The organism is Allosphingosinicella vermicomposti (genome assembly GCF_003012815.1).
GTDB lineage: Bacteria > Pseudomonadota > Alphaproteobacteria > Sphingomonadales > Sphingomonadaceae > Allosphingosinicella > Allosphingosinicella vermicomposti.
Window position 1 is genome coordinate 494766 of record NZ_PXYJ01000002.1, and the last position, 17307, is coordinate 512072.

Here is a 17307-nt window from a genome sequence, read left to right on the forward strand (position 1 = left end):
CATGAATGATGACATCATCATGTGGGCCCAAGCGCTGGAGGATTACGCCCGCGACTGGGACGCCACGTTCGAAAACCGGCCGGATTATTTCACGCAGGAATTCTGGTACCTGCTCGTCGGCTGCATGATCGCCAACTGGCGTGGCCGACCGATGACGATCAGCGCCGCCTGTCAGGCGATGAAAAGCGGCTCCAACCGCACACGCGAAGAACGGATCAAGCGAGCGGTGGACGACGGCTTTCTGGTGAAGGAGCGCACAGCGGACGATGGCCGTGCGACGATCATCAAACCCACGCCGATGCTGGAAGAACGGATGCGGGCCCATCTCGAACGCACGCTCGCCGCGGTGCGAGCCGGGTTGAGCTGAATAGATCCCGGCAGATTCTGCGGACAATTTCTCCTGCAACTCTTCGCTATTCGCAAGCACGCGCTCATGGTGTTCTTTGACGTCACGAGAGCCGCATGAAGCGGATCCGCGGAGGGGTTGTCCATGAAAGAAGCTATTGGCCTTGGTGCCGCCATTTCCCGTTCCAGGCTGCTGCTCGGAACCTCATTCCTATCCCTGTCCATTCTGATCGGCGCTCCCGCCGCAGCACAAGAGGCTGCGGTCGAGACAACCGCCAATGCGGACGTGGCCCAAGATGATAGCGGTACGGCAGTCGAGGATATCGTCGTTACCGCCCAGCGCCGCGACGAGCGGCTGCAGGACGTGCCGATTGCTGTTACCGCGCTTTCCGAAACCGCGCTGCAAAATTTGCAGGCGAGCGACGTAGGCGACCTGGAAGGATCGGTTCCGAACCTCACTATCCATGAAGGTGATGCATCGAACGCCGTCGTCTACGTGCGCGGCGTCGGTCAGGTCGACAGCCTTGCGTTTGCCGATCCCGGCGTCGGCATTTATATCGACGACGTCTATCTGGGCCGCGCGCAGGGCGCTTTCCTGTCCGTTTATGATGTCGACCGGATCGAGGTGCTGCGCGGGCCGCAGGGCACGCTTTACGGCCGCAACACTATCGGCGGCGCGGTGAAGTTCGTATCCTCGCCGCTCAGCAATGAACTCAACTACCGCGCCGAGGCAACCTACGGTAGCTACGACGAGCTCGAACTGAAGGGCAGCGTGGGCGGCGCCCTCGTCGATGACGTGCTGCTTGCCAAGGCCGCCATCTCCTACAGCCGCCGCGACGGCTATAGCGACAATGCGTTCGACGGCAGCGACGATGGCGACAAAAACCAGCTCGCCGGCCGCCTCGCGCTCGAATTCCGGCCGAGCAGCGACGTGCGTTTCCGCCTTAACGTCGATGCGTCGCGCGACCGCCCTGATCATTCGCGCACACCGGCCCGGGCCACGAGCGTATTTGGCCTTTACCCGGCAACGCTCGACGACCCGTTCGAAGTAGATGCCAATTTCAACGGCCTCAGTGATCTCGACACGTTCGGCGTCTCCCTGACCGGCGAATGGGATGTTTCGGACGCGCTGACGCTGAAGTCGATCTCCGCCTATCGCGAAATGGATTATGCGACCGAGCTCGATCTCGACGCCACGCCGCTCGCCATCTTCGGCACCTATGTGGACGAACAGCAGCACCAGTACAGCCAGGAATTCCAGCTGAATTACAGTGGCGACCGGTTCAACGCGGTCGCTGGCATTTACTATTTCGACGAGAAAGACGTGACGATCAGCGGCATTTTTGGGCCGGTGATCGAATTTATCAGCGCCTCATTGAACGATCAGCATAATCGCAGCGTCGCGGTCTACGGACAGGGCAGCTATGAGCTGACCGACAAGCTCTCGCTAACCGGCGGCCTGCGCTACACTTATGAGAAGAAGGATTTCTTCCGCACGCAGGAATTCTTCGCGGCGACCGCGCCCTATCCGGTTCCCTATGGCACGGGCGCGGAGGTGACGCGCATCGATACCGATAACAATTGGGACGCGCTGACGCCGAAGATCGGCATTGATTACAAAGCAAGCGACGACGTGCTTGCTTATGCAAGCGTCAGCCGCGGCTTTAAATCGGGTGGTTTTGATGGCCGCGCGAACAATGAAGACGGTGCGGTTCCCTACAATCCCGAAACCTTGTGGGCCTATGAAGTGGGCGTGAAGAGCACCTTGCTCGACCGCAAGCTGATCGCCAACCTCGCTCTCTTCTGGAACGATTATAAAGACCTTCAGCTTTCGAGCTTCACGGCGGACGAGAATGGCGGCTTCACGGCCTTGTTCACAAACGCCGGCGCGGCGACGATTCGCGGGGCTGAGCTAGAGCTTCAGGCGCGGCCCGTTCCGGCGCTCAACCTGAACATGACGCTCGGCTACCTCGACGCCCATTATGACGAATATATCGGCCCCGGCGGCGTGGACATCAGCGATGAACGTGAACTCGTCAATGCGCCGAAGTGGAGCGCCCGGTTTGGCGCGACCTATGTGTTCGACCTCGGCAACAATGGCGATCTGACTGCGGGCGCGGACGTCAGCTACCGTTCGAAGACCTATCCCGTTGTGTCGAGCAGCGAAGTGCTGGCGCAAGATAAATATGCGCTGGTCGATGCCTTCGTGCGCTGGAGCGACAAGGACGATCATTATTACGTCCAGGCCGGTGTCAAGAATCTCACCGACAAGCGTTATCGTGAACAGGGCTTCGACCTGTCCGACTCGCTTGGCTATCAGCTCGCTTATTACGGCGCGCCGCGGACCTTCCGCGTCACCCTTGGTACGCGCTTCTGATGGTCGAGGCCGACTTCGATCAGCGGGTGGCGGAGCCTGACACCGCCGCCCTGCTGAACCGGATGGTCGTCGACTTCGCCGACGCGCCGCTCAACCCCAACGTGGCGGAGCGGCGCGCCGCGCTCGACAAGGCGGCCTTGCTTTATGGGCCCGAACCTGAACCCGTTGGCAAGATCGAAGACCGCGCGATTGACGGGCCCGGTGGACCGATCCCGCTGCGCATATACTGGCCGCAGGAAAGGGGAGCGCCCTACCCCATCCTCGTCAACCTCCATGGCGGTGGCTGGGTGCTTGGCGGGCCGGATGGCTACGAGCGGGTGGCGCGCGCTTATAGCGCCGCCGGCCAATGCATCGTCGTCGATGTCGATTATCGCCTCGCGCCGGAGAATAAGCATCCCGCAGCGCTGGATGATTGCATGGCTGCTTTGTCCTGGGTCGCCGAGAATGCAGAGATGCTTGGCGGCGACCCGCGCCGGATCATCATTACCGGCGACAGCGCGGGCGGCTTCTTGGCCGCTCTCGTAGCGCAGCAGACGGATGTACCGCTCGCCGGGCAGATCCTTGTCTATCCGGTTTGCACCGCGAGCAGCCGCCAGGAATTTGCGTCCCGCAAGGCTCTGGGCGACGGACGCTTCTTCCTGCGTGAATTCGACATCCTGCGGGCGGAAGAGGAATATTTCGCGGGGTCCGACGCGAAGGAAAAAGCCGGTGGGTCGCCCCTCCTTGCCGACAATGAAACGCTACGCCGGCTTCCGCCTACACTGATCGTTACCGCATCGCTCGATCCGCTTGTCGATGAGGGCCGCCTTTATGCCGAACGGATCAAAGCGGCCGGCGTCCCCACCGAATATATTTGCGCGGAGGGCACGATACACGGCTTCGTGCTGTTCGCGGGGGCATTGGCGCTCGGTCAGCACATAATCTCGAATATCGGCGCGTGGGTTCGCAGGGTCGAACCCGTCACGGCGACTTAAGTGAAGGGGGTGTGGGGCCCCCTTCACTTATTTTAACCGAACCGGCTTCAATACACGCTACCGGTCACGACCGCAGAGGCGAGCTCCAAGCAATCGAATATGACATGCGCCGCGGCAAGGCCGAACTTAGGTCTGACCGCTTGGGTGGCTATCGTTAAATCCGTAAGGATCTGCCCGGCGCTACGCAGCGCAATGGCGACGATCTGGAGGCCCCACGCCTCGAAGCAGCATCGATTTTCCGCCCCGAACGGATCGCCATATGGAATTCCTTGGCTGCAATGCGATGAATACGCTGCGCGCCAACCGGGCTTAATGATGTGATTATCGTTAGTAGGCCCTCGGTGCAGCCTGACGAAATGGGGTTCGTTCCCAAGTGGAAAGCAGCGGCGCCCAAAACTGAACGAAAATGGCGCACCCGAGAGGATTCGAACCTCTGGCCTCTGCCTTCGGAGGGCAGCGCTCTATCCAGCTGAGCTACGGGTGCCGGGCCGTCCCGGCGCTTAGCAAAGGCTGCACGCGGGGGCCAGTGGCTTTCTTTAACTATTTGATATCCGTGTAGGGACACGGCGCATCGGGCGATGGCGTCTCGGGACGATCCGGGCGAAACGCCCGGATCGTCCCGGATCCTCCTTAGAAGCGGATGACCGCTCCGGCGCGGAAAGCGTCACGCTTGGTGTCCGCGAACTCGCCGGTATAGCCCGCGTGGAAGCGAACGTCCTTGGTGACGTCAAGGCCGAAGCCGACGCTGAAGCGGCCGACCGTCTTGTCGCGTTCGACGCCGTTCACAACCATTGTCGCATCGGCGCCGGTAAAGCCGCCGGTGACGAGTACGTCGCCATCGTTCAGCATCTGACGTACGCCAACTTCGGCAAACGGCGTCACGCCCATGCCTTCGACGGCGAAGGTGCGGGACACCGCGACGCTCGCATCGGCGAACACGCTGTCCTTGCTGCCGCTCTCAACCGTGAGGCCGAAGTCCCCGGCGCCCTCTTCCACCACGCCGTCACGCTTTGTGTTGACGTAAGTGACACCCACCTTCGGACCGACGCTCCAGCCATCGGCTTCGAAGGCATAGTCGACGCTGAGGTCGGCGACCCAGCTCTTCACGTCATACTTGGCCTGCGCGCTGCTCGGCGCAGCAGCGATTGTCCGGCGGGTTTCGGCTTCGCTGCCATTATAGGCGAAGAGACCGTGGATGCCGATGCCGCTGACCTTCGCATCGGCGTATACGCCAGCCACGAAGCCATTGCTGGTCGTTTCCGTGCGGAGACGGTCCAGCGATTGATCGGTGTCGATCTTGCCGATGAAGGCGCCAACCTGCGTACCTTCGGCAAAGCCGTAACCGACGCCGCCGAAATAGCCTTCGCCTTCAAAACGCGCCTTCGATGCGCCGGTATCGGGCTGACCCTTGATCTCCGCACCGGTCATCATGGCCTGAGCGAAGCCGTAGAGGCCCGTCTTGGCGGGCGTCGTCGCAACCAGCGTGCGGGCGTTGTCGACAACCTGCAAGCTGTTCTCGATGCCGATCTGCGTGGCCGAGCCATAGGCTTCCGGCGTCAGCTGCGCGAAGGCGGCCTCGTTGATATTGCCTTGCGCATCCACGAGAACCGGGAGAGCGGCGGTAAAGGCCTGGATGCCGTAACCGGCGCGCAGAACCTGGTTCGAATAATCGACCGCCGTCTGGACGTTGCTCGGGAAGTCACCCTCGGCCAGGAACTCGCTCTGGATCTGCAGGCGGTTGCCGTTCTGGACGACGAAGCCGAACACGGTCGACGACTTGTTGATCGTCGTGAACCGGCCTTCGATGCCGCCTTCCGCGACGACGAGGTCGAGCGTGTTGCCCGGCGTACCTTCCAGAACACCCGTGATATCGACGGCGGCGCCATTGGCGATCGTCATCTTGCCCGAGATGTTGAGGAGGTCGCTGACTTCCGGCGTAAGTTCCAGCAGTAGGTTCGAGCCCGCCAGGAAGTTCACATCGCCGTTGACGGTCATCGTGCCCGGCGACGCACCCGGCGAGAGCGTTCCCGCCACGTTGATGTCGCCATTGACAGTGCCAGCCGACCCGAAGGTCGCTCCATGTGCAACCTCGATCGCGGTTTCCGATGTGATCGTCGAACCGGCAAGACCGATCAGGCGGCCGCCGGTGACGGTCACGTTGGTCCAATCGGTTGCACCTTCCAGCGCGACTACGCCGCCGCTAACACCGAAGCTTTCGAAGCTGTCGAACGAAGCGAGACCGGCGGCATTCACGACAGTCGGCACCTCATAGGTGCCAGCCGTGTTAAACACGAGCCTGTCATTGCCGTCAGCACCGCCGGTGACCGACCCAGTGATGTTGCCAAAACCGCTCACGACCAGCGTGTCGTCGCCGCCGGCAAGGTCGACATTACCGTCGAGCGTGCCGAGCACCGCGAGAGTATCGCTATTCGCCCCGCCCTGCACATCGGCGGTGAGCGCCGCAGCCGAGGTGATCGTCGTCGTACCGCCGTCAATGAAGACGCCGCCGGTGAAGGTAGCATTCTCGTCGATCCGGAGCTCGCCCGCACCCGAGGTTTCGAGCGTTTCGAAGCCCTGCTGGTCGAGTGCGCTGAGCACGCGAACCGTGCCTGCGCCTTGAACGAGGGCCAGGGTATCCTGACCCGCGCCGCCATCGACGCCGCCGTTGACGACAGCACCGCTGCCCAGCGTGAAGCGGTTGTTCGCGCCGTCGAAAGTCACGCCGCCTTCCGAATTGAGCGTGGTGTTCGCGCCCAGTTCGAAATTGCCGCCATTCACTTCCACGGAATCGAAGGTGTAAGCGCCCTGGGTCAGCGCCAGCGTACCGGCGCCTTCCGAGATCAGCTGCTCGAACGAGGCGATCTGGGACGCGACGACGGTGCGGCTGTCGGCGCTACCGGACTGGACACGCAGCAGATCGCTGCCCGCGCCGCCATTCACCTTGCCTTCGAACTTCACGCCAGCGGCGATGATGAGTTCGTTGTCATCTTCACCCAGGAAGTTGACCTCCTGACCGGCAGCCAGATCGCCCGCAAGGGTGAAGCTGTATTCACCATCGATATTGATGACTTCGAAGCCGCTCATACCGTTTACGGTCGAAGCAGCAGTCAGGACGAGGTTCATCGTGTCCTGACCGAGACCGCCTTTGAGCGCGCCGGAGAGAATGCCGCCGAGGCTCATGTTCAGCGTATCGTTACCGCCGCCAAGATCGACGCCGCCCGTCAGGTTGCCGTTGATCGTAACAATCTGGGCGCTGTCGTCCCCAATGACGTTGGAAACCGATCCGTTGGAGCCGTTGATGACAAGGTTCGCCTGATCATACAGACGAAGGTCGGTATAGTCCTGATTGGCATCTAGGTTCACCGTCAGCGTGCCCGGGCCGTAGGCGCCGAAGGATTCGAAGTTCGTCACATCGGTCGGGATCACGCCCTCGCCGCCCGCGAGACGGAAGACGAACGTGTCATTGCCGCCCACGCCGCCATCGATCGAGTCGGCTTGGCTGCCAGCAAGGGCGAAGTAGAAATCGTCGCCCAGGCCTAGGGAAAGGTCGCCGATCGTGCCGGCATTAGTGACGACATCGTTGCCATCACCGAATTCAATATTGCCGATGATGCTGGCCCCGGTTTCAATCGAGAGCGAGCTGTCGTCATTGTTGCTATACAAACCGATGGTAGCCGTTAGCGTTTTATTCGCCGCGACATTAATATGGCCGCCTTCCACGAAAATCTGCTGATAAGTCGTGTTCTGGTCGATATTAAGCGTACCAGCGCCGGACGCCGCGAGCCGTTCAAATGCTGTGACTTCGCCGACCGTGCTGATATTGCGTGTCTGACCTTCGGCAAGCGCGAACTCGAGCGTGTCGACGCCAGTACCGCCCGTGACCGCGCTCGTAACATTGCCGGTGCCGTTCAACGTCAGGCGATGGTTGCCGTTGCCGCTGAAGACAACCCCGCCTTCGGACGCCAGCGAAGCACCGTTGCCGATCGACAAATTGCCTTCAACGTCAACCGTCTTGAAGCTGTAAGCTTCGCCATTGAGCTCGAGCGTGCCCGCGCCGTTGGCGTCCAGATTTTCGAAGTTGACGATCTGGCCCGCGACGATCGTGCGGCTGTTGGTCGCCCCCGTGTTGATCTGGATGGTGTCGTTGCCCGCACCGCCATTGGCCGTGCCTTCGAAGATCGCGCCGGTATCGACGATAAAGGTATTGTCGCCCGCATCGAAATTGATCTGCTGCCCTTGACCGAGCTTGCCGGTCAGCGTCAGCGGCGACGCGCCAGCGACGTTCACGATCTCGAAATTGTAGAGATCGTTTATCGACGAAGCAGCCGTGAGGTTGAGCTTCAGCGTATCGGTGCCGAGGCCACCGTCCAACTGTCCGGTGAGCGCACCCGACAGCAGGATTTCAAGCGTATCATCGCCAGCGCCGAGATCGACGCTGCCATTGAAATCCGCATCCTCGATCTTCACGACCTGCGAGGTGGCATCGCCCTTGATGAGGCTAACGGTGCCGGTGCCGTCTTGAAGCGTCAGATTGGCGTTTTCGAGCAGCTCGATAGTGTTGTAGTTTTCATTCAAGGCAAGCGTCAGTGTGCCTGGACCGTAGGCGCCGAAAGATTCGAAGTTGGTGAAGCCGCCAGGAATCGAGCCATCGTTGCCATTCATGCGGAAGATGAAGATGTCGTTGTCACCGGCGCCACCGTCGATCGTGTGATTAGCCGTGACCAGGCCACCCAGAGCTTCGTAGCGATCGTTGCCGTCGCCGAGATCCACATTGCCATCAATCGTACCTGAATTGGTAACGATGTCATTGCCGTCGCCGAGGATGAGATCCCCCTTGATCGTGCCCGAATTGGTTACGATGTTGTTGCCATTGCCGGCGTCAATCCCATCTTTGATCGTACCGGCATTGGTGGCCACGTCATCGCCGTTGCCCAATTGGACATAGCCATTGATGGTGCCGCCTACATTATTGGTCAACGCGTCATTGTCGTCGCCCATTTCCACATTGCCGTTGATAAGCCCGCTATTTGTAACGCGGTCGTTACCCTCGTCCATGAAGATGGGGCCGCCAATGGAGCCCGTATTGGTTACCGTGTCATCGCCCCCAGCCAATGACAGGCCACCCGCGATCGTACCGTAATTATTGACAGTTTCCTGCCCTGCGCTGCCCGAAAGTGTATAGGTGTTAGCACCACCCACAGACGATAATGTGTCGCCCTGGTCAATATTCACGATAATATCGCGGATATTCCATCCACTACTGTTGATCGCGCCGTGAAGCGAAACGGATTCATTGTGCAGCAGGTCGTCTGTTGCGGCTACAAATTCAAACCCGAGGAACTTGCTGGCATCGATCTTCCGCGTTCCTGCAACAGAGAAATCAACACGGATGCTATCGCTGCCCCCATTCACACCACCATAAGCGGTGCCAGTCAGTTCACCGCCAGCTGCATAGATATATTTATCGGCCCCATCACCAAGCCGGACGTCACCTTCGACGCGGCCATAATTGTAGAATTCGTCGTTCATCGCCTCGAGATCGACATTGCCCTGGATCAGGCCGCCGCTTTCGTTTCGTACGATGTCGATCGAGCTATTGGTGTGGATCGCCCCAGCAAGGACATTGCCGTCGATCGTCACACCACTGATAATATCGCCTTGAGAGCCGCCAAGATTGAATGTGTAATCGGCTGCGCCGAGAATCCTGCCCCGGTTTACAAGCGTGAATACGCCGTCCTCAGAATTGCCCCTGGCATGAATAGCCGTGGAACCAGCACCGGTCGCTGAAATAACCCCAGTCGACTCGTTGGTCACGGCCGACTTGCTTCCTTCCCCGGCAGCGTAAGTGTAAATGGCGGTCGCCACCCTACGCCCACGCCCAAAGTCCTCAATCCACATGCCGCCGTTCGCGTTGATTGTACCGCTGTTCAAGAAGGTGGAGGTTGCATTATCCGCAGAAGCCCCAAAACCCACGGCGCCTGAGCCGATACCGTTGGCCTCAATCAGGCTGGTATTGGCAGCATCGACGATCCCGCCCAGGTCCAGTGCGCTAGACCCCCTGCCATTCGCCTGAATGGTTCCGCTGTTCACAAAGCGGACGCGGGCCCCGTTACTGCTATAGTCGTCTATTCTGACGGCTGTTCCGCCGTAAACACTATAAGATGACGCACGGCCGGTGCTTCTAATCGTTCCCGAATTCACGAAATTAAGTGCCACAGCATCGCTGTTATCCTCGATTGCGAAGTAAGCGGCTATCTCGCCGTCTACCCAGGTCGCTTCAATCGTGCCGCTATTGTTAAAAGTTAGCGTAGGCACTTGACTGGTTGGTATAATCGAAAATTCCACGCCACTGGAGCCGCTCCCAATCGCGCTGATCAGTGCCTCGTTATGGAAACTGGCGACGCCGCCTTCACTGAAAACGCCATCATCTTCTGTGCTGATGTCACCTTTGTTGACGACGCGAAGCGCACTTGGAACATTCGCGATCGAACGCAAATACATGCCGTAAAAATCTGATGCGGTAATACTCGCTTCATTTATCACCGTGCCGTCGCCGATGAGCATCAAACCGGCACTCAGCGGCGTGCCGGCTGGGCTGGTAACAGTGACCGTCGTGCCGAGACCCCGCGCCTCGATGCCATGCATTTCGAAGCCAATATTTCCGTTGCCGAGAATATTGTTGTCGAGAGCATGCGTCGCAGTGGCGCTAAATGACTTACCATAGCCGTCGATATAGCCGTTATCGCCACCATCGATGGTTCCGGTCACACCATTGGTGGCGCCGGTATAAAGGAACATGTCGTCGCCGAAGCCGAAATCGATATGGCCGTCGATCGTGCCCGAATTGACGAGGAAGTCGACCGCGCTACCCTTGTCCTGATAGGCGACCTTTTGACCGCCCACCATGCCGCCGACAATCTGACCTGCAAAGGTCTTTGTGCCATTCGTGACTTTATAGATACCATTACGCGTGACGGCAGTGCCGTCATAGCTTGAGATCGCGGCATCATAGCTGCTTTGAAGAAGTCCGTAATTCTCGACATAATTGTCGTCGCTGGTCATCGCAACTGCGCTTCCGGTCGCAAGGACTTCCGCTAAATACCCATCTGTTCCAGCATTATTTTCAGCGTTCAAATTATAGAATTGCCCACCGATGAGCTCAACACCCACCGCGCGCTGATTTACGCCGCCATTTGCCGCATTAAAGCTCCTCGTCCGGCTAACCACTTTGCCGGAACTGCGGATCATCGCGTGAGTCGAATTGCTGCCAAAGGCTTGAAGAACCACATCTTTGTCAATGTAGATGTCAGCCTCGCCGCCTTCGATGCCGACGGAAGTTCCAGTCCTTATGTAGAGCGTGTCTTTTTCGCCCCGCAATGTCAGGCTTTTAGCATTCGTGACGTCGATGGCCGCCTTGTCGCTAATCCCGCCCGATACAATCAGATCCGTAAGGATGACATTTAGCGTACGCTCATCATTGTCGAGATTTTTTTCGACATAAAGCGCCTGATCTTCATTTCCCGCCTGATTGGCTGAGGTGATAGAGAAAGTGATGTCCACGGTTCCATCGCCTGCGATCCGTATCGGGGTTAGCAGGTCCGCAGAAACATCCTGGCCAGATGAATTTTTGTTTTGCAGCGTCAGGACCGTTCCCACGCCGCGCGCTTCATAAACTGTGCCGCCGTTGAACGTAGCGAGACCATCCGCAGTATGCACCGGATTGGGCTGATTTCCTGCTGTACGCGGCCGAACAATCTGCACGGTCTGCGTTTCAGTGGCGCGGAGCCAAATCTTGTCGTTGCCGCCCGCATTCGTGATCGAGTCCGCAAGAGCAGGATCACTGTCATAATGGAGGATCGCATCTTCCGGGGTCACGCGCGAAATATCGACAACCAAATTATCGTCACCGTCCAGAACGACGTCTCCCGCATTCGTGCCTTCTTCCAGCACGATCGCAGTGCTCTGCGCATGCGCAGCAGAACCCATAGCAAGAGGCAGCAGAGCCGCACCGAGAAGGAGGGCCGAGCGGCCACGGGCGGACGGACGAACGGAAGAAGCGCTGGAAGTGTTCACGGTGGGGCCCCTTAGTCTGGTCTGAATATGACTCGTGCTTCGGGCACGAGGGATCAGACCGCACCTAGCCCAACGGATTTGGTTGTGAGGCTGCTTGCGACGAAGGCATAATATAAGCGACGAAGCCCGAACCCGGGTTACCCGCTAAGCGATTGAAAAGCCGAACGGGTTAAAGGTTTCGCGACGGCAGTTGCTAGAAGCCCAGTTTCTGCGCCACATCGCTGGCATAATTGGGCCCGACAGGCACGACCGCACCATCCCGCATCACCAGACCGTTGATCACACGGCCAAGCCGACGCACCTCTCGCACGTTGCTTGGCCGTGCAAAGGCGGAGCGATGGACGCGCATCAAATCGTCGCCCGCGAGGCGCTGTTCCAGCGCACGCATCGCAATCCGGACGATATGGCTGCGGGTGGACGTATGCAGGATCACATAATCGCGCTGCGCCTCGATCCAGTCGACCGATGCAAAGGGCACGAACAACGCCGCATCCCGCGTCGGCACCCAAATGCCTTCATCGGCACGGTCGTCCTTCGCGGGAACAACGGAAGGCGGCGCCTGCGCGGGTACATCATCGAGCGAACGTAGATAACGCCGCCTTTTCGCTCGCTCGATCGCCTGCCGCAGCCGGTCCGGCTGGACGGGTTTGAGCAGATAATCGCTGGCCTCTACAGTGAACGCATCGGCGGCATATTGCCCGAACGCGGTGATGTAGATGATTTCGGGCCGCTCCTCGGCAGGCATCATCCTTGCGACGGTCAACCCGTCGAAATCCGGCATCTGGATGTCGAGCATCACGAGATCCGGCTTCAAAGCCGCAATCGCATCGAGCGCTTCGCGTCCATTGGATCCCTCGCCGACGATTTCGGCATTCGGAACATCACGAAACAAGGCACGGAGCCGTTCGAGCGCGAGCGGCTCATCGTCGACAAGAAGAATTCTCACTCGGCCTCCTCAAACGCGCGCAGAATGGGGAGCCTCACCTCGACGACGAAGCCGCCCCCAATCGCGCGGGCGTGGATTGTTCCTTTCGGCCCGTACAGGACATCGAGCCGTTTTGCGAGATTGACAAGACCGATCCCTTTTCGGGACGATGATAATTTCTGGATGGGTTCCGGCACCGCGGGCCCGCCTGTGTTGCGCACCTTCATGACGAGATCATTGCCCTGTTGTTCGGCGGACACCTCGATCAACACGGGATCGGACGTGCGCGCCACGCCATGTTTCACTGCATTTTCAACCAACGGCTGCAGAATAAAACTCGGGACCAGGGCGTCGCTCAATTCGCGGGGAATGTGGAAGTCTATGGCGAGCCGGTCGCCGAACCGGACCGCCTCGATCTCAAGATAGGTTTGGAGCGTGTCGAGCTCTTGCTCCAGCGCGATTTCACCACTTTCGTCGGCCGAGAGTGCCGTGCGCAGGAATGTCGAAAGCTTGCCGAGCATGGCCTCCCCATCCTTCGTCCGCTCGGTGACAATGAGCGATGAAATCGCGTTGAGCGTATTGAACAGAAAATGAGGATTGAGCTGAAGGCGAAGGGCAGCGAGCTGCGCTTCCTGCGCCATGCTCCGCGCCTCCAGAAGCTGCCTTTCCCGTTCCCGAAGCGCCTCGTTCGCGTGCAGGATGGCATATAATGTCCCGAGCAGGCCAAAGAGCCAGGAATAGCTGATCATGTTCGACACCGTCCGTCCGACGACATCAGGCGGCAATTCGTGCCCATACATGAAGATTTCGATCAGCTTTCCGCCCGTCGCCGCGTCGGAAAATGAATAGATAAGCGCGACCAGCAAGATCGCGATCCCCATCCAGACCACCTGCCGCTTCTGGTCCATTTTCGCCGTGAACGCGGCGATGCCATAAAGCGTCAATGAAAGGATCAACCCCCAGCCAACGAGCAAGGTGACATATTTCACGTAGCTGAGCGGAAGGCGGCCGATCGCAATGAGAACCGGCATCATGAAGAGAAAGAAAGTCACAAGCCAGACGACGAGCGTCAGCTTGACCGCCTGTCTCCAGACAGGATCACGGCGACGCAGGGCAAGGCTCGCTATCAGATCTCTTTTGGGCACTGCCTATCCTTGCCAGACGCAGACATTCGACCATTGGCTCATTTCACAGCGGAATCAATGGCTTTAATCAACGATCATAGCCCGAATTCGATCATAGGCGGGATCGAAGCGTGCCCCTCTGACATTGGGAGCGATCCCGGTGACAATGAACAGATGAACGGCGCCAGCCAGTCACGCCGATCATTCTGAATGATTTGGGAAAACGCTCAGACAGCCATCACAATCTTCTCCTGCGCCGGTTGTCTCCGCCACTTCTTTGAGCCAGTGTCCGGCCATGAGAACGCCCCGCATCATCGTTGCCATTGGCTTGGCACTCGCCGCATCTGCCTGTTTGTCCACGCCCCCCATAGCCGGACCGTTGCCAACCGACGCGCCACTCCGCTCGGAAATCCTCGCATTTGCGGAAAAGGACCGGGTAAGCCCGCCGCCCGCCTGTCCCGTCCTTTTCGTGGGCTCATCCTCGATCCGCCTCTGGTCGACCCTGACGGAGGATATGGCGCCCTTGCCCGTCATCAATCGTGGCTTCGGCGGGTCGACGATCGCGCAGGCCAACAGCTATTTCGACCGGATCGTAACGCCTTACCGGCCGCGCGCCATCGTGATCTATTCGGGTGAGAATGACATTGATTCCGGTGCGCAGCCGAATGAGGTCATCGAGCGCTTCAAGACCTTCTTGAAGCTGAAGGACGCGCGGCTTGGCGACACGCCGGTATTCTACATCGCGGCGAAGCCATCGAAGCTGCGCGCCGATCAGTTTCCGCGCCAGACCGCGGCCAATGCGGGCATCAGGGCTCTAGCCGATGCGCGGGCCGACCTCCATTTCATCGATGTCGTCTCCGCCATGCTCGACGACGGCAAGCCCAAGGATCTGTATGTCGAGGACGGCCTGCACATGTCCCCGGCGGGCTACGCCATCTGGCGCGACCTGGTGATGAACGCACTGGTTGACGCAGGCATCCCCGGCAGAAGCTGCGACTGATCGCGCGCCGCCGATGCGATTGATCGCCACCCTCACCGCGCTCGCGGGCATCACTCTCGCCGCACCTCTTTCGGCGGAGCCATTGCGGGTCATGTCGTTCAACGTGCGCCTTCCCCTGGCTCAGGACGGTGCCAATGACTGGCCGCATCGCAAGGCATTCATGGCTCGGCTGGTGCACGACAATCGGCCCGACATCCTCGCCACGCAGGAGCTGACGCGGGTCCAAGGCGACTATCTGCGCGGCCGGCTTCCCGGCTATGCGTGGTTCGGCGTCGACCGGCTCGGTGGACGTGTGGATGAGCATATGGGCGTTTTTTATCGGCGCGACCGGCTGCGCCTCGTCGACCTCGGCAATTTCTGGCTATCGGATACGCCCCACGTGCCAGGCAGCATCAGTTGGGGTAATCTTTATCCGCGCATGGTGACGTGGGGCCTGTTCGAGGGGAAAGACAAGCGGCGCTTCTACCTCTTCAACACGCACCTCCCCTATCGCCCGGAAGACGAAGCGGCCCGGATGAAGGCAGGCGAAGCGCTATTGAAGCATATTGCCAATCTGCCAGCGGAGATTCCCGTCGTACTGACGGGGGACTTCAACACCGCGCACGACAGCGAGGTGCACGCCTTACTGAGCGGGACACTGACCGATGTGCGCACTGCCGCGTCCTCGGTTTCAGGACCAGAGGCAACCTTCCACGCCTTTACCGGAACGGCGGATCGCCGGATCGATTGGATCTTCGCGCGCGGCCTCCGCACGATCGCCGTCAAGACGGACGCGGCCAATCGGAACGGCCGCTATCCATCCGATCACTTCCCGGTCATTGCCGACTTCGACTGGTAGAGGCCGGCGGTTCATAACTCGTCATTGCGAGTAGCATGAGCGACGAAGCAATCCATCTCGCGGCGAGGCTCAGTGCCGCTGGATTGCTTCGCTCCGCTCGCAATGACGAAATCTGACTTTATTCTTCCAGCCAGCCGCCGGAGAAGCCCAGCTTCTTCAGGCCATTGCGGATGTGGGGGCTCTTGCGCATCGTCTTCCAGACGAGTTCGGACCGGTGGTTTTCCAGCATCGCGAGGATCGGCCCCTGATCGATGCCGAGATGATCGTTGGCGATCCAGCCAAAGCCCGGATAGACCTTGCCGTCCGTGCTGTGCGCGTCAGCGAAAGTGAAGCTCGGGTTGAATGAATCCCGGAAGCCATATCGGCTGTAAAGCTTATCCCCATAAGCCGCCTTCATGTTCAGGAGCGCAGGCAGGGTCACTTCCGGCGCGAAAGGGATCGATCCGCCCGCCGCCGTCGGCACGATCGTGCCGTCATCCACCACGCGCACCGCGCTCGCGCCGCGCGCCGAATAGCCCATGAAGCGGCGCTCGATGCCGTTCACCGTTTTGCCTTCAATGCCGCCCGGGCCATCGGATGCAGTCCAGCCCCAGATATCGCCGGAATAGCCCACCCATTTGTTCGGATTGGCGGCGCCATAGGCACGCTGCGAGAGGACGGCACGGCGGCTATTCTCGAAATAATCGATGCCCTTACCGCGCATATATTCGTCTTGAATGCCGCGGAAATCGACCCAGACGTGGCTATATTGATGGCCGAAAAGCGGTTCGAACTGGAGATGCTCCTGCCCATAAAAGGTGCCCCAATCCTTTTCGAGATCAGCAGCCCAGCCCTTGTCCCAGGCATCCCGGCCCACCGGATGCGTCGGCGACGCGGCGGCCAGAATATAGACGAGCATCCCCTCATTATAGCCGACCCAGTCGTGCGTTTCGAAACCGCGCTCCGGTTTCCAGCCCATAGTGATGCCGTGGGAATTGGGTAGGTTCGCGGCCTGCGTGCCCGTGCGGTTGCGCTGCACGAACGTCCAGTCGACCCGGCGGTAAATCGCCTCGGCAAGATCGCGGATACGCCTTTCGCGCGGATCGTCGCGATCGAAATAGGCCTGGGCGAACAAGATGCCGCCGAGCAGCAGGCTGGTGTCCACCGTCGACAATTCGGTGCTGCCGAAACGATGGCCGTTATCGTTGCGAAGGAAATGGTAGAAAAAGCCCTTGTGGCCGCTCACCCCCGTCACATCGGGCCCCTGTGGCAGATCATGATAATATTGCACGCACTTCAGCGTCCTCTCCGCTGCCTGCGCGCGGGTGATGTAACCGCGCTCGACGCCGATCGGATAAGCGGTGAGCGCAAAGCCCGTTGCCGCGATGCTGGAAAAAGGATTGGACGGCCAACGATCCGGCGCGAGGCAGGTATCGGCGGTGGTGGTATCCCAGAAATATTGGAACGTGCGGCGGCTCAGATCCTCCGCAAAGGCGGCTTCCTTCGCATTGGCGAAATGCCCCGCTGGCGCCTGCCCCTTCCCCGGCGAATTCGGCGCGGCGGTCTGACAAGCCGCTAAAACACAGGCCGTCAAAAGCAGCGCAACAGCGCGAGGAAGTTTCAAACGCATTGCACAATCCTCAAAAATGAAAACTCCCGCGCGAACGCCCGA

9 protein-coding genes and 1 tRNA gene are annotated in these 17307 nt (G+C 59.7%); 5 read left to right on the forward strand and 5 right to left on the reverse strand.

The genetic code is table 11. The annotated features are described in order from the left end of the window. The first annotated feature begins 1 nt into the window (after position 1). The 3 genes from C7I56_RS08265 (at position 2) to C7I56_RS08275 (ending at position 3696) form a co-directional block, all read left to right on the forward strand. Entirely contained in the window at positions 2-367 is a 366-nt protein-coding gene (locus tag C7I56_RS08265; protein WP_106640094.1) for a helix-turn-helix domain-containing protein, read from the forward strand. Positions 368-490: 123 nt separating this feature from the next. Further along, positions 491-2722 (forward strand): TonB-dependent receptor, encoded by a 2232-nt coding sequence (locus C7I56_RS08270; RefSeq protein ID WP_106640095.1) that lies wholly within the window; start codon positions 491-493, stop codon positions 2720-2722. Beyond that, positions 2722-3696 (forward strand): alpha/beta hydrolase, encoded by a 975-nt coding sequence (locus C7I56_RS08275; protein WP_106640096.1) that lies wholly within the window; start codon positions 2722-2724, stop codon positions 3694-3696. The genes C7I56_RS08270 and C7I56_RS08275 overlap by 1 nt, the downstream gene beginning before the upstream one ends. Before the next feature lie 407 nt (positions 3697-4103). Here C7I56_RS08275 and C7I56_RS08280 read toward each other — a convergent pair. From C7I56_RS08280 to C7I56_RS08295, 4 genes are all read right to left on the reverse strand, one after another. Next, positions 4104-4180, reverse strand: a tRNA-Arg gene (locus C7I56_RS08280). A 146-nt stretch (positions 4181-4326) separates the two neighbouring features. Next, positions 4327-11769, reverse strand: a complete 7443-nt coding sequence (locus C7I56_RS08285; RefSeq protein ID WP_158703056.1) for an autotransporter outer membrane beta-barrel domain-containing protein — start codon at positions 11767-11769, stop codon at positions 4327-4329. Positions 11770-11962: 193 nt separating this feature from the next. After that, entirely contained in the window at positions 11963-12715 is a 753-nt protein-coding gene (locus C7I56_RS08290; RefSeq protein ID WP_106640098.1) for a LytR/AlgR family response regulator transcription factor, read from the reverse strand. Continuing rightward, positions 12712-13839: a sensor histidine kinase gene (locus C7I56_RS08295; RefSeq protein WP_106640099.1), complete on the reverse strand. Its 1128-nt coding sequence runs from the start codon at positions 13837-13839 to the stop codon at positions 12712-12714. Before C7I56_RS08295 ends, C7I56_RS08290 begins: the two co-directional genes overlap by 4 nt. Positions 13840-14113: 274 nt before the next feature. Between C7I56_RS08295 and C7I56_RS08300 the strand changes: the two genes are divergently transcribed. Both C7I56_RS08300 and C7I56_RS08305 read left to right on the forward strand, forming a co-directional pair. Beyond that, positions 14114-14818 (forward strand): GDSL-type esterase/lipase family protein, encoded by a 705-nt coding sequence (locus tag C7I56_RS08300; protein WP_106640100.1) that lies wholly within the window; start codon positions 14114-14116, stop codon positions 14816-14818. A 13-nt stretch (positions 14819-14831) separates the two neighbouring features. After that, positions 14832-15656, forward strand: a complete 825-nt coding sequence (locus C7I56_RS08305) for an endonuclease/exonuclease/phosphatase family protein (RefSeq protein WP_106640101.1) — start codon at positions 14832-14834, stop codon at positions 15654-15656. Positions 15657-15774: 118 nt separating this feature from the next. On the opposite strand, the gene C7I56_RS08310 is transcribed toward C7I56_RS08305, so the two are convergent. Beyond that, positions 15775-17265 carry a glucoamylase family protein gene (locus C7I56_RS08310; protein WP_106640102.1) on the reverse strand — a complete coding sequence of 497 codons (1491 nt, stop codon included), beginning with the start codon at positions 17263-17265 and terminating at the stop codon, positions 15775-15777. Positions 17266-17307: the final 42 nt, after the last annotated feature.

Bases quoted from the DNA above. Each gene is read 5' to 3' on its own strand.
- C7I56_RS08265 (WP_106640094.1), top strand. From the start codon at position 2: ATGAATGATGACATCATCATGTGGGCCCAAGCGCTGGAGGATTACGCC.
- C7I56_RS08270 (WP_106640095.1), top strand. From the start codon at position 491: ATGAAAGAAGCTATTGGCCTTGGTGCCGCCATTTCCCGTTCCAGGCTG.
- C7I56_RS08275 (WP_106640096.1), top strand. From the start codon at position 2,722: ATGGTCGAGGCCGACTTCGATCAGCGGGTGGCGGAGCCTGACACCGCC.
- C7I56_RS08300 (WP_106640100.1), top strand. From the start codon at position 14,114: ATGAGAACGCCCCGCATCATCGTTGCCATTGGCTTGGCACTCGCCGCA.
- C7I56_RS08305 (WP_106640101.1), top strand. From the start codon at position 14,832: ATGCGATTGATCGCCACCCTCACCGCGCTCGCGGGCATCACTCTCGCC.
- C7I56_RS08310 (WP_106640102.1), bottom strand. From the start codon at position 17,265: ATGCGTTTGAAACTTCCTCGCGCTGTTGCGCTGCTTTTGACGGCCTGT.